The following is a 13467-nucleotide window of genomic DNA, read 5'->3' as shown; positions in this document are numbered from 1 at the left end:
TGAACTCAAGAAACGCTGGTGCTTTATGGCAGATATATGCATAGCGCTGCCTAATTTTTAAGCAGATGCGCCAAGAGATTGCGCCGCAGTCCTGCTTTGCCTAAAACCACGCTAACACTTCAAGGGGCCGCCGATGTCATCACCGCCAAGAATTGCCGCCATTATCGTCGCCGCAGGGCGTGGCACGCGTGCGGGTGGTGCTGTGCCTAAACAGTGGCAGGCGCTGTGCGGCAAGCGGGTGATCGACCACACGGTGGCGGCGTTTCAAAACCACGACAGGATCGACACAATCGTGGTTGTCCTGAACGACAGCGACATGGATCAGGCCGACGGGTTCCGCGCCAGCGGTTGCCTGATCGCCACGGGTGGTGCCGACCGCGCGGCGTCGGTGCGCAATGGTCTGGCGTTGGTAGACGGCACCGATCAGGTGTTGATCCATGACGCGGCCCGGCCCTGCGTCTCCCGTGCGGTGATTGACGGTGTGCTCGATGCCTTGGTGGATGGCCCTGCTGCCGCGCCGGGGGTGCCGATCACCGATGCCCTATGGCTGGGCGAGGATGGCGAGGTTGCGGGCACCCAAGACCGCACAGCGCTTTATGCAGCCCAAACGCCGCAAGGTTTTGACACCGCCGCCATTCGCGCCGCCCATGCCGCGTTCGAAGGGACAGCCGCCGATGATGTCGAAGTGGCGCGCGCCGCCGGATTGCCCGTTGCCATCACCCCCGGCAGCGCCGATAACCTGAAAATAACCATGCCCGGCGATTTGACCCGGGCCGCCCGTATATTGGAGAGCCAGATGGACATTCGCACCGGCAACGGCTTTGACGTACATGCCTTTGGCCCTGGCGATCATGTGATTCTGTGCGGGGTGAAAATTGATCACGATCAGGGGCTTGTGGGCCATTCTGATGCGGATGTGGGCATGCATACCGTTACGGATGCGATTTATGGCGCGCTTGCCATGGGCGATATCGGGCAGCATTTCCCGCCCTCTGATCCGCAATGGAAAGGCGCGCAAAGCCACATCTTTCTAACCCATGCCGCCGATCTGGCGCGGTCCCACGGGTTTATCCTGACCCATGTTGATTGCACGCTGATCTGCGAGCATCCCAAGGTCGGCCCCCATGCTGCTGCCATGCGCGATGTGATGGCAATGTATCTGGGCATCGACGCGGATCGTGTGTCGGTCAAAGCGACCACATCAGAACGTCTGGGCTTTACCGGTCGCGGCGAAGGCATCGCCTGCATGGCCACAGCAACATTGGTGAAATTATGAAACTTGCGAAACTGATCGGCACCGTTTTGGGTGTCGGATATATCCGCCCTGCCCCCGGCACCTGGGGGTCGCTTGTCGCCCTGCCGTGGGGATGGTTGCTGCATGTGATCGGCGGGTTCCCCTTGCTGGTGATCGGCATCGTCGTGGCCTTTGCCGGTGGTTGGTGGGCAACCGCGAAAATGACAGCGGGCAGCGATGACCATGACCCGTCGGAGATCGTGATAGACGAGGTCGCAGGCCAGTGGATCGCGCTTTTACCGCTGAGCTATGCGGCGTGGTCGATGGGGTTGAACATCCTTGTGATGTGGCCGGGCTGGATCGCAGCATTCGCACTGTTTCGCCTGTTCGACATCTGGAAGCCGTTGTTGGTGGGCTGGGCCGACCGGCGCGGCGACGCGCTTGGCGTGATGCTTGACGATGTGATCGCCGGTATTTTTGCGCTGATCTGCGTGATTGCCTTGGCGGGGCTGTATCATGGGGTTCTCTGACGCGGCTGCATTGCTGGAACGCGCCATCGCGCGCGGCGTCATGATCACCTGCGCCGAAAGCTGCACAGGGGGCATGGTCGCGGCGGCGCTGACCGATTTGCCCGGATCATCCGCGATGTTTGACCGTGGATTTGTGACATATACCAATGACGCAAAAATCGATCTGCTGGGCGTATCGCCTGAAACGCTAGATCAATTCGGTGCCGTATCCGAACAGGTCGCCCGCGAAATGGCCCAAGGCGCACTGGCGCATTCCAAGGCGGATGTCGCCGTGTCCATTACCGGAATCGCAGGCCCCGGCGGATCAGAGCATAAGCCCGAGGGCCGCGTGTGCTTTGCCATCGCCACGGCGGATCGCGTGGATGCCCACACCCAAGAATTCGGTCCCTTGGGGCGCGGCAAGGTCCGTTTGGCGGCCCGTGACCATGCGCTGAGCCTGCTTTTGGCTGCAGTTTCAAACTGATTATATATTAGGCGTGCCGCCTGATATAACGCCCATCATTTATGCACTTGCATAAATGCACGATTAAATGGCGGTTCTGCCTGCTTTTTAACTTTCACTGCGCAGCCCCATCCGCTTTGCCACCCTCCAAGTAAAATTAATGGGGGGATTTCACCAATGAGTGCTGCTGATACAGCCTGGATCATGACCGCGACGGCCTTGGTTCTGTTTATGACATTGCCGGGGCTTGCTTTGTTTTACGGCGGCCTTGTCCGAGGGCGCAACGTGCTGAGCGTTTTCATGCACTGCTATGCGATTGCATGTCTCATGAGCGTGCTTTGGTTCTTCGTCGGCTATTCCATCGCTTTCGGGCCCGGCACATCCGGGTTTTGGGGCGGCTTGGATAAACTGGGCCTTAGCGGAGTGACGGCAGACAGCCTGTCAGGCACCCTGCCCGAGATCTTGTTTTTCGCGTTTCAGATGACATTCGCCATCATCACCCCCGCGCTGATCGTTGGGGCCTATGTTGAACGGATCGGTTTTGGCTTTGTCATGCTGTTTTCGGGGCTGTGGATGCTGATCTGCTATGCGCCGGTCGTGCATTGGGTCTGGGGCGGCGGTTTTCTGGCCGATGGCGGCATCTTTGGCGATGTTGGCGTGCGTGATTTTGCGGGCGGCATCGTTGTGCATGAAACCGCAGGTATTGCCGCGTTGATCATCGCCTATTTCTTGGGCGCACGCAAAAACCACAACACTCCGCCGCATAACCCCGGCTATGTGATGATCGGTGCCGCGATGCTGTGGGTCGGTTGGTTCGGCTTCAATGGTGGTTCGCAACTGGCCGCAGACGGTGGTGCGGCCATGGCGATCACGGTCACCCATATTTCTGCCGCGACGGCGTCGCTGTCCTGGGCGCTGTGGGAACGTGTCAAATTTGGGAAGTCATCCATGGTCGGCATCGTCACCGGCACCATCGCCGGTCTGGCCTCGATCACCCCCGCATCCGGTTTCGTCGGCCCGTGGGAGGCGCTGATCATCGGTGCCGTGGCTGGTGTGCTGTGCCAAGAGGCCGTCGTGCTGATCCGCAACAAGGCCAAGATTGACGACACGCTGGACGTCTTTGCCGTACACGGCGTGGGCGGTATTTTCGGCACGATCATGATCGCCGCCTTTGGTGCCGGTTCATGGGCCGCACAGCTTGGGTCACTGGCGATTGTGGGCGTCTACACCACGGTCGTAACCGTGGCACTGCTGTTCATCTGCAAAGCGATCACCCCGCTGCGTGTCTCGGAAGAAGACGAGATCACCGGCCTTGATCTGGCCGTACACGGCGAACGCGCCTACGAGCTGACCAGCTAAACACATCAGGGGCCTGCGGCGGATTGAGATGCCCGCAGGCCTTTGTTGGAAGTGTTTTTCGGGGATGTTCGAGGGGGTGGTGTTTGTCTGCATTGCGGGACAAAGCGGGCTTTCTTTGCGGCTGTGCCAATGCCTGCAGTCAACTTGTAGCGAAGATGATCTGCTCGGCACCAAATCTCTCTAATCGTTCAACCTCCACCATTCCTAGTTTCATCAATAAACGACATGAAGCGGAATTGGCGCTTTGTGTTTCTGCAATGATCCGTTCCAAATCAGTTTCATCTAGAGCATGGCTGATTACGGCCCGAACGGCCTCATTTGCAAAGCCCTTACCCCAAAAGGTTGGGCTAAACTGGTACGAAATTTCGTAGTCTTGTCCGTCTTTATGAGGTCCAAGTTCAACCAACCCAATGGGCTGATTGCGTTCTACCTCACTAACCACCCAAACCCCGACGAAATCCGGTGCAGCCAAATATCGCCTGAAGCGTGGAAACCGTTGGCTCCAGGGAACAGGTCCGCCCAGAAAACGCCTGACGCGCTTGTTGCCTAAGAGCCTGTAGAACAACCAAAGATTTCGTTTTCGCAGCCGAAGCAATAACAGTCGTTCAGTTTGGATTTGTTCGGCAAACTTCATGACCTCACACTAAACGCGTTAGGCAAAGTTGCATAGCCGCCGTTCTCGAACTTCGCAGCGCCGATCAAAGTGGGCTCTTTGCAGACCTTCGCTGCGACATCGCCCTACGACATTGCTGTAACACCCTCACATCCCAGCCCGCTAAGCCGACGCCCCATACAAGTCCGCCGCGCGTTTCTCAAAAGCGCGGACCACGCGTTGCATGGCCTCGTTAAACACCACGCCGATGATCTTTTGCAGCACAAGGTTCTTGAACTCGAAATCGACAAAGAAATGCACCTTGCAGGCACCCTGCCCCGCGTCCTCGAAATGCCAGTTGGATTTCATGAACTTGAACGGCCCGTCCAGATATTCGGTGTCGATCTTCTTCGCCTCGGGCCACAGCACCACGCGGCTGGTGAACCGTTCGCGGAACACTTTGAAACTGATCACCAGATCGGCGTCCATCACCTCGTGATCGCCTCTGTCGTCGCGGCTTTTGATGCGCGCGGCGGCTGTCCAAGGCAGGAATTCGGGGTAAGACGCCACATCGGCCACCAGATCATACATCTGTTGCGCGGTGTAGGGCAGTTCGCGGGTCTCTGAATGGGTAGGCATTGATTTCCATCTGTCTAGAAGTTAGCCCTTATGAAATCTTAAATGCCCCTTTTTCAAGGTTAAACCCATGACAGCGCGTTCTTATGTTATCGATGAAATGATTTCTGCCAAATCGATCGCCGCGCGGATCGAGAGTTTGTGCCGCGAAATTCAGGCGGAATTCGAAGGCACCGAGAAGCTGGTCGTGGTCGGTTTGCTGCGCGGATCGTTCGTGTTCATTGCCGATCTGGTGCGCGAGCTGGACCTGCCGATCGAGGTCGATTTTCTAGAGGCGTCCAGCTATGGCGACGGCATGGAAAGCAGCAGAGAAGTGCGCATTCTCAAGGACTTGCGCGGTGCAATTGAAGGGCGCGATGTGCTGGTCGTCGAGGATATCGTGGATACCGGCCATACCCTGCACCACGTGCGCAATCTGTTGATGTCGCGCGAACCGGCGCGTCTGAAAACCATTGCGCTGCTGGACAAACCCAGCCGCCGCGAGGTCGACATGAAGGCCGATTGGATCGGCTTTGAAATACCGGATGAATTTGTTGTGGGCTATGGCATCGATTTTGCCCAAAGCGACCGCAATCTGCCCTTTATCGGCAAGGTGCGTTTCACATGATGAGCCCCGTCTGGTTCATGCGGATGAAACGATGGGCGCAAAACCCGCCGTCGCCGCGGCGGGTCAAGTTCATCTTTGCCATCATTCTGGTCGCGGCGATCATCTTTGGTCTGGAATACGCCGGCTATTGGCCCGAGTGGTTAACCGCGACCCGTATCGGCCGCGGGCTTTAACCTAACGCGCTGAGAGTTTCGCCAGACGGGCCGCCCGCAGGCGGGCAAAATCATCGCCCGCGTGATAGCTGGACCGGGTTAACGGTGTCGCTGATACCATCAAGAACCCTTTGCCAAACGCCGCCTTTTCATAGGATGCGAATTCCTCAGGATGCACGAAACGATCCACGCGGTGATGTTTTGGCGTGGGTTGCAGATATTGCCCGATGGTCAGGAAATCGATGTCGGCGGCGCGCATGTCTTCCATGACCTGAATGACCGATTGGCGATCTTCGCCCAAGCCGACCATGATGCCGGATTTGGTAAACATCGACGGGTCCAATTCCTTGACCCGCTGCAACAAACGCAAGCTGTGGAAATAGCGCGCGCCGGGGCGGACCTCTGGATATAGGCCCGGCACGGTTTCCAGATTGTGGTTAAACACGTCAGGGCGCGCTTCGACCACCGTCTCAAGCACGGATGGATCGCAGCGGATGAAATCGGGGGTCAGAATTTCGATTGTGGTGTCGGGCGACCGTTTGCGAATGGCGCGAATGGTTTGGGCGAAATGTTCGGCCCCGCCATCGTCGATATCGTCGCGGTCGACGGATGTGATGACCACGTGGTTCAGGCCCAGTTTTGCCACGGCAGCAGCGACGCGGCCCGGCTCGAATACATCCAAATCCTCGGGTGGTTTACCGGTCGCGATGTTGCAAAAGGTACAGGCGCGGGTACAAACCTCGCCCATGATCATCATGGTGGCGTGCCCCTGCGACCAGCATTCCCCCACATTGGGGCAGCCCGCTTCCTCGCACACCGTGACCAGCTTGTTTTCGCGCATGATCTTGGCCGTCTCAGCATATCCTTGACCGCCGGGTGCCTTAACGCGAATCCAGCTTGGCTTTTTCGGCTGCGGATTGTCGGGGCGTTTGGCTTTCTCGGGGTGGCGCTGCTCGGGAATCTTTAGGTCGCGCATGATCAGGCTCCGTATGGCGGTTCGTCTGCAATGTAGTCGGTTCGTGCCCTACAGGAAAGGGGCGTCGGGCGCATGGCGGGTTTTCGTCGTTATGCGTGTTTCCAAACGGTTACGCCCCCCTGCGGCAAATGGAAATCCCCGCCCTGCGTGTATGTTTTTCCTTCGCACCGCCATGTATCGCCCCTATGGTTGTCGCAAATCGGATGGTTACAGTAAAATCGGATGGTTACAGTAAAAAGGGAAATTTTATGTCTACACCGACCAAGACCCAAGATGTCTGCATTATTGGCTCCGGCCCTGCCGGGCTGCAGGCTGCCTATTATTTTGCCAAAAAGGGGCTGTCATTTACCATTCTGGAACGGTCGGACAAGATCAGCGCGTTTTTGCGTAATTTTCCGCGCCACCGCACATTTATTTCGATCAACAAGGTCCACACCGGGTTAAACAACCCCGAAACCCGCCTGCGCCACGACTGGAATTCGCTGCTGAATGACGAGGGGATTCTGTTCAAAGACTGGAGCCGTAAGTATTTTCCCAGTGCCGATGATTTTATCGATTATGCCGAAACCTTTGCCAAACCCTTGGCCGATCACATCATCTGCAATTCCGATGTTCAAAGAATCGAAAAATCCGACGACGGGTTTTTGATTGCCTGCGCCGATGGGGCCACCCACCGTGCGGCCAATGTGATCGTGGCCACGGGGGTCAGCCAAGCCTGGGATCCGGGCATCGAAGGATTTGAGCTGGCGGCAAACTATACCGAATTTGATACCGATCCTGCGCTTTATGAAAACAAACGGGTGCTGATCCTTGGCAAGGGCAACTCGGCCTTTGAAACAGCGGATTCGCTGGTCGAACATGCCGCCAGCATCCACGTGATGAGCCCGAACCCGATCAAGTTCGCGTGGCAGACCCATTTTGTGGGTAACCTGCGGGCGGTGAACAACAATTTTCTAGACACCTATCAATTGAAATCCCAGAACGCGGTGATTGACGCCAAGGCGCTAGAAATCACGAAAGATGGCGACGTTTACACGGTGCGTGCCGCAATGACGGCGGCAGAGGGGCATGAGATTGTGCTGACCTATGATCACGTGATCGCCTGCACGGGCTTCCAATTCGACAATTCAATCTTTGCGCCGGACATCCAGCCCGCCTCGCGCCATTTCGATAAATTTCCCGTCATGACCGGCGAATGGGAAAGCGAAAACGTCAAAGGGTTGTTCTTTGCCGGGACGATTATGCAATCCTGCGATTACAAGAAAACCATGTCGGGGTTCATTCACGGCTTCCGGCACAACGTCAAAAGCTTGGCTGATTTGATCGTGGCGCGGGTTCAGGGCACCGACTACCCCACCGTCACGACGCCGCTAACAGCACCGGCGCTCGGCGACAGTATCATTCACCGGATTAGCACGGCTTCGGGGATATTCCTTCAGCCCGGTTTCATGGCTGATCTGATTTTGCTGGATGGTGATGAGGCGGGTAAAACCTATCACGATGTGCCGGTGTCTTGGGCACAAAACGCGCCCTTCACCACGGGCCGGTTCTTGCAAGTCACGCTGGAATATGGGGATTTTGGCACGGATGCATTGCATGTCAAACGCCAGAACAATGTCTTTGGCAAAGAGCCGGACGCGTTTATTCACCCCGTGATCAGGCTGATAAGCGACGGTGAGGTCGTGGATGAGATGCACATGGCCGATCATCTGGATGCCGATTGGCGCCCCCGTGACGCGCGCGACGGCGACCAAGGCACGGTGTTGCAAATGACATTTGCCGATGCGGGTGGCACGGTTGATCCTGCCGATGTCGCGCGCCGACAACTTGATGCGTTTCTGGCCCGCGTGGGTATCGGCCAAGCCCAGCAACAGGCCGCCGCAGAATAAGGAAATGGCGCGACATATCGTTGCCGCGCCATCCCTGCCCCCACCGTTGGTGATTTTTGGCTATCCGATCATCGCGCTTTCTGGCCCGAGTGTTTCGTCATAATGCTTGCGCAACCGCATCAAGGCGATGCGCAGCACAATCTTGCCGGACCGCGCGGACCAGCCAAGCCGCTTTTCCGTGGTTTCCAACCCTTCAAGATAGCAACAGCAGCGCAACACCACATCCGACAGTCCGGGCCCCAAATCGGCCAGTGCCGAGGCAACCCGCGCACGTGCCGCCGACGGGGCGCTGCCGCTAAAGCTGCCGCTTGGTGCGTCACCGCCGGGGGTCAGGAACCGGTCCCAATTCTGGGTGGTTTTCTCGCCCATTTGAGCCAGTTCAAAATCCTCTCTCAACCGCTCGCCTGCTTGCACCAAACGGTCCGACAGAAAGTTCGTGCCATCCTTGTCCCGGCGCCGCGCAAGGGCGGCCAAGGGGCTTTCGGCCAATGTATAGCGCGCCCTGCGTGACATGCGCGGCGTCTCGTCTTCGTCTTGTTGGGGGGTAAACTCGGCTTGTGCGTCGGCAAAGCCTTGTAGCGCGCGGGGTTTTTCCTGCTGTAGCAACTGCTCAAGGGCCGTGCGCCCCGCTGCGGTAATGAAATAGCGGGTGATGCGGCCGCCGCCATTGGTCGCAATCCAGCCCTTCAATGCCATCGCCTGCGCAATCGGCCGGTCAACCACCGCCGTGCGCGTGCTCGTGCCACCTGCCCCGTCGCGCACCACAACGGCCTTCTCCATTTCCGCCGCGACTGCCAGCACAGCACCGGTTTCGCACAGGCGCCGCAAAATGCGGTGGGCCTCGCAGTTAAGCGTTTCATCATCTGGCATATTCGGGTCATTGGGCTGGTTCATCTTGGGCCTTTCGATATCTGCGGGCATTTCATTACGGCTGGCGCGGCCCAGAGTTTCCAAAGCATCATCAATCAGCGGGTCATCCCGCCGTGTTTCAAGTTTTCTGATCTGGCGTAAAATCGTCGAGGCGTGGCAATCGGCGGAACGCGCCAGCGCACGGATGGGGCACCCCAATTCTACATGCGACAGATAGTGCCGCGCCTCTGTCGGCACCCAGCCCGGTATCTTTGATCCCGCGAAAACTGGCGAAGCATGTGTGTTTAATAGCCCTGTCATAGCAAATGTCCTTTTTCTCCAGGTGGCCGACTTATCCCCAGACTTATCCACATAACCTACGGATGTACTGGTTACGCGTTTGTTAAAATTCGACCGTTCGCTCAATCATTGTTTCTAATTCGTAAACAGCTGTAACCATCCCGTTCGGAGGGATCAAAAGCGACGCAACGGGCGGAAAATTCGTGGAAAGGTTGTGCAGTACCTACATCCAACGTGGGGTCAATCAACCCTTTAAGGACATGAAAACATGCAAGATATTCTCACCCGTCTCAACAGCTTACACCGCCCGTCTCTCTTGATGCGTGCGGCGCGTATTGGTTCGGAACGTTACCGACGGGCAAGCCATTTGCGCCGCCTGTTGGGGTGCAGCACCCTGCCCCGCAGCGGCCCGGCGTTAATGCATCTGATCGAGATGGAGGCAGAGCTGAACGACCAACGAAAAATGGCGGACGCAAGCTATTGCCTGGTCCGCCATGTGGAGGTCGTTATCGCGATGATCGGCGAGGCCCGCGTTTTACGTGGCGGGCTTGATCAGATCACATAAAGCTGTCCGGCTCCGCCGCTTTACGTTCTGCCACAAATGCGTCGAGCGCCTCGCGAATGGCCGGATCCATGGGGGGCTGAACATAGTCGCCCAACAGTTTTTCAACCCGCGCCGTGGCCAAGGTTTGGGTGTCACGTGACCCCTCATCCGACCAGGTCTCGAACGGTTTGTAATCCAGCAAATCGGATTTCCAGAACGCCTGTTTGAAATTCGCCTGGGTGTGGGCGCAGCCCAGATAATGGCCGCCCGGCCCAACCTCGCGGATGGCATCCAACGCTTGGGCGTTCTCGTCCATCTCAATCCCGCGGGCCAGATGGTGCAAGGTGCCCAATTGGTCCGCGTCCATCACGAATTTCTCGAAGGAACTGACCAAACCACCCTCAAGCCAGCCGCAAGCGTGGAGCATGAAGTTCACGCCCGACAACAGGCCCATGTTCAGGCTATTTGCGGTCTCATAAGCCGCCTGCGCGTCGGGCAGCTTCGATCCGCAGAACGATCCTGCGGAGCGGAACGGCAGTTTCATCCGCCGCGCCAACTGTCCCGCGCCATAGGTGATATGCGCGGCCTCTGGCGTGCCGAATGTGGGCGCGCCGGAGTTCATATCAATCGACGTCACAAAGGCACCAAAAATCACCGGCGCGCCTTTGCGGATCAACTGGCTATAGGCGATACCCGCCATCACCTCGGCCAGGACCTGCGTCAGGGTCCCCGCCACCGACACAGGTGCCATCGCCCCGCCGACGATAAAGGGCGAAATAATCGCTGCCTGATTGTTCTCGGCGAACACCTTCAACGCGCCCATCATCACATCGTCAAATGTCATGGGCGAGTTAATGTTGATCAGCGATGTCATGACCGTGTTTTGCTGCACGAAATCAGCGCCAAACAGGATGTTGCACATATCAACCGAATCCTGTGCACGGCTTGGTTCAGTCACAGAGCCCATAAACGGCTTGTCGCTTAGGGTCATATGGGCGTGCAGCATGTCCAGATGCCGTTTATTCACCGGCACATCCGTTGGCTCGCAAACGGTACCACCCGAATGGTGCAGCCATTTCGACATATAGCCAAGCTTCACGAATTTGTTGAAATCATCCATCGTGGCATAGCGGCGCCCGCCGGCGGCATCGCGCACGAATGGCGGGCCGTAAACTGGCGCCAACACCAGATTACGCCCGCCGATCACGACGTTACGCTCCGGGTTGCGGGCATGTTGGGTGTACTCAGACGGGGCGGTCTTGCACAGTTCACGGGCCAAACCACGCGGAATGCGCACACGGTCACCGGTCACAGTGGCCCCGGCTGCGCGCCACAGCTCCAACGCCTCAGGGTTGTCTGGGAAATTCACGCCGATCTCTTCCAGAACGATATCCGCGTTGCGCTCGATGACCTCCAGCGCCTCGTCGTTCAAAATCTCAAAGTTCGGGATATTCCGTTCGATGTACTTTGCGGTCTCAAAGGACACGGCCGAACGCTCCGCTCGCCGTGCTGCCCCACCGCCACCACGCCCACGTCTTGCTGATTCCGCCATGTTACTTTCCTTTTCGTCAAAACTGCCGCCTAGCTACCCTATTCTTACGGGCGGCTTCACTCGGATAACGGCTTTAGGGGTCAAAAACCGACATTGTCTCCCTTCGGCCCCTTCTCTGGCTTAAAAATATCCCGGGGGTCTGGGGGCTGGCCCCCAGTCCTCTCTTGCCACGCGGGCGATCCGCCCATAATCAGTCTGCATGACAGATATCTCCCATGACCGCCTTCTCATCATCGACTTCGGCAGCCAGGTCACCCAGCTGATCGCCCGCCGCTTGCGTGAACTTAACGTGTTTTGCGAAATTCATCCGTTCAACACGGTGGATGACGCCTTCCTCAAGGAGTTTGATCCCAAAGCGGTGATCTTCTCGGGCGGGCCGTCTTCGGTATTCGCCGAAGGGGCCCCCATGCCGCCGCAATCGGTGTTCGATCTGGGCGTGCCGATCTTGGGGATTTGCTATGGCCAGCAAGTGATGATGCACTGCCTGGGCGGCAAGGTTGAACGCGGCCACGGCACCGCAGAATTCGGGCGTGCCTTTGTTACGCCGACCGTAGAAAAGCTTGATCTTCTAGAGGGTTGGTTCACGCAAGAGCGCGAACAGGTCTGGATGAGCCACGGCGACCACGTCAGCGCCATCGCACCGGGGTTCGAGGTTTACGGCACCTCGCCCAACGCACCCTTTGCCATCACCGGCGATGCGTCGCGCCATTTCTACGCGGTGCAATTCCACCCCGAGGTACACCACACCCCGAACGGTGCCAAGCTATACGAAAATTTCGTCAAACTGGCGGGTTTCAAGGGCGACTGGACCATGCGCGCCTACCGCGAGGAAGCGATTGCCGCGATCCGCGAACAGGTGGGCGACGCCAAGGTGATCTGCGGTCTGTCCGGCGGTGTTGATTCGTCCGTCGCCGCCGTGCTGATTCACGAGGCGATCGGTGACCAGCTCACTTGCGTATTTGTCGACCACGGTTTGCTGCGCAAAGGCGAAGCCGAAGAAGTCGTGAAAATGTTCCGCGACAACTACAACATGCCGCTGATCCATGCCGACGAACAAGAGCTGTTCTTGGGTGAATTGGACGGGGTTTCCGACCCCGAAACCAAACGCAAGATCATCGGCAGGCTGTTTATTGACGTATTCCAGAAACACGCAACTGCCGTGGGCGATGCCAAGTTTTTGGCCCAAGGCACGCTGTACCCTGATGTCATTGAATCCGTGTCGTTTTCGGGTGGGCCGTCTGTCACCATCAAATCCCACCACAACGTCGGCGGCTTGCCCGAAAAGATGGGCCTGAAGCTGGTCGAACCCCTGCGCGAATTGTTCAAGGACGAGGTCCGCGCCTTGGGCCGTGAATTGGGGCTGCCCGCCAGCTTTATCGGGCGGCATCCTTTTCCTGGCCCCGGTCTGGCCATCCGCTGCCCCGGCGAGATTACCCGCGAAAAGCTGGCGATCCTGCGCGAGGCGGATGCCGTCTATATCGACCAAATTCGCAAGCATAATCTGTATGACGAAATCTGGCAGGCGTTTGTCGCGATCCTGCCAGTGCGCACGGTCGGCGTGATGGGCGATGGTCGGACCTATGATTTTGCCTGCGCCCTGCGTGCGGTGACATCTGTGGACGGGATGACGGCGGATTACTATCCGTTCACCCATGATTTCCTTGGTGAGACCGCAACGCGGATCATCAACGAGGTGCCGGGGATCAACCGGGTCACCTATGACATCACGTCCAAACCTCCCGGCACGATTGAATGGGAATAAGGACCAAAAGAGATTCTTTGCCTTCGGCGAGGATTTTAGTCCA

The 13467-nt window shown here is 57.7% G+C and carries 14 protein-coding genes; 9 read left to right on the top strand and 5 right to left on the bottom strand.

Going from position 1 to position 13467, the window contains the following annotated elements; genetic code table 11:
* Positions 1-133: 133 nt before the first annotated feature.
* From AADJ11_RS13975 to AADJ11_RS13960, 4 genes are all read left to right on the top strand, one after another.
* Positions 134-1276, top strand: coding sequence for a bifunctional 2-C-methyl-D-erythritol 4-phosphate cytidylyltransferase/2-C-methyl-D-erythritol 2,4-cyclodiphosphate synthase (locus AADJ11_RS13975; RefSeq protein WP_341235136.1), 1143 nt, complete (start codon positions 134-136; stop codon positions 1274-1276).
* Positions 1273-1764 carry a phosphatidylglycerophosphatase A gene (locus AADJ11_RS13970; RefSeq protein ID WP_341235135.1) on the top strand — a complete coding sequence of 164 codons (492 nt, stop codon included), beginning with the start codon at positions 1273-1275 and terminating at the stop codon, positions 1762-1764. The genes AADJ11_RS13975 and AADJ11_RS13970 overlap by 4 nt, the downstream gene beginning before the upstream one ends.
* A complete protein-coding gene (locus AADJ11_RS13965) occupies positions 1751-2227 on the top strand; it encodes a CinA family protein (RefSeq protein WP_341235134.1) in 477 nt (158 codons plus the stop codon). Before AADJ11_RS13970 ends, AADJ11_RS13965 begins: the two co-directional genes overlap by 14 nt.
* 156 nt (positions 2228-2383) lie before the next feature.
* On the top strand, positions 2384-3565 hold the full coding sequence (locus AADJ11_RS13960; protein WP_341235133.1) for an ammonium transporter: 1182 nt from the start codon (positions 2384-2386) through the stop codon (positions 3563-3565).
* Positions 3566-3704: 139 nt separating this feature from the next.
* Here AADJ11_RS13960 and AADJ11_RS13955 read toward each other — a convergent pair whose 3' ends face one another.
* Positions 3705-4199, bottom strand: a complete 495-nt coding sequence (locus AADJ11_RS13955; RefSeq protein WP_341235132.1) for a GNAT family N-acetyltransferase — start codon at positions 4197-4199, stop codon at positions 3705-3707.
* Positions 4200-4340: 141 nt separating this feature from the next.
* The gene (locus AADJ11_RS13950; RefSeq protein WP_341235131.1) at positions 4341-4796 is read right to left on the bottom strand and encodes a type II toxin-antitoxin system RatA family toxin; all 456 of its coding nucleotides are present in this window, start codon (positions 4794-4796) and stop codon (positions 4341-4343) included.
* 67 nt (positions 4797-4863) lie between these two features.
* On the opposite strand from AADJ11_RS13950, the gene hpt reads away from it, so the two are divergent.
* Together hpt and AADJ11_RS13940 are read left to right on the top strand one after the other, a co-directional pair.
* A complete protein-coding gene (gene hpt / locus AADJ11_RS13945; RefSeq protein ID WP_341235130.1) occupies positions 4864-5400 on the top strand; it encodes a hypoxanthine phosphoribosyltransferase in 537 nt (178 codons plus the stop codon).
* Positions 5397-5573, top strand: coding sequence for a hypothetical protein (locus AADJ11_RS13940; RefSeq protein ID WP_341235129.1), 177 nt, complete (start codon positions 5397-5399; stop codon positions 5571-5573). Before hpt ends, AADJ11_RS13940 begins: the two co-directional genes overlap by 4 nt.
* Position 5574: 1 nt before the next feature.
* Here the strand turns inward: AADJ11_RS13940 and lipA are convergent, their stop codons facing one another.
* The gene (gene lipA, locus AADJ11_RS13935; protein ID WP_341235128.1) at positions 5575-6528 is read right to left on the bottom strand and encodes a lipoyl synthase; all 954 of its coding nucleotides are present in this window, start codon (positions 6526-6528) and stop codon (positions 5575-5577) included.
* Between the two features lie 248 nt (positions 6529-6776).
* Here lipA and AADJ11_RS13930 point away from each other — a divergent pair, with 248 nt between their 5' ends.
* Entirely contained in the window at positions 6777-8417 is a 1641-nt protein-coding gene (locus AADJ11_RS13930; RefSeq protein WP_341235127.1) for an NAD(P)-binding domain-containing protein, read from the top strand.
* Positions 8418-8477: 60 nt separating this feature from the next.
* On the opposite strand, the gene AADJ11_RS13925 is transcribed toward AADJ11_RS13930, so the two are convergent.
* Positions 8478-9587, bottom strand: a complete 1110-nt coding sequence (locus AADJ11_RS13925; protein WP_341235126.1) for a DUF6456 domain-containing protein — start codon at positions 9585-9587, stop codon at positions 8478-8480.
* Between the two features lie 247 nt (positions 9588-9834).
* Here AADJ11_RS13925 and AADJ11_RS13920 point away from each other — a divergent pair, with 247 nt between their 5' ends.
* The gene (locus tag AADJ11_RS13920; protein ID WP_341235125.1) at positions 9835-10131 is read left to right on the top strand and encodes a DUF6477 family protein; all 297 of its coding nucleotides are present in this window, start codon (positions 9835-9837) and stop codon (positions 10129-10131) included.
* Here AADJ11_RS13920 and AADJ11_RS13915 read toward each other — a convergent pair.
* Entirely contained in the window at positions 10124-11662 is a 1539-nt protein-coding gene (locus AADJ11_RS13915; protein ID WP_341235124.1) for a trimethylamine methyltransferase family protein, read from the bottom strand. The genes AADJ11_RS13920 and AADJ11_RS13915 overlap by 8 nt on opposite strands.
* A 199-nt stretch (positions 11663-11861) precedes the next feature.
* Between AADJ11_RS13915 and guaA the strand changes: the two genes are divergently transcribed.
* Positions 11862-13424, top strand: coding sequence for a glutamine-hydrolyzing GMP synthase (gene guaA / locus AADJ11_RS13910; protein WP_341235123.1), 1563 nt, complete (start codon positions 11862-11864; stop codon positions 13422-13424).
* Positions 13425-13467 lie beyond the last annotated feature (43 nt).

Origin of the sequence: uncultured Sulfitobacter sp., from assembly GCF_964021855.1 — a bacterium.
In the GTDB taxonomy this organism is placed as follows: domain Bacteria; phylum Pseudomonadota; class Alphaproteobacteria; order Rhodobacterales; family Rhodobacteraceae; genus Sulfitobacter.
This window is presented reverse-complemented; position numbering and strand designations above follow the sequence as displayed.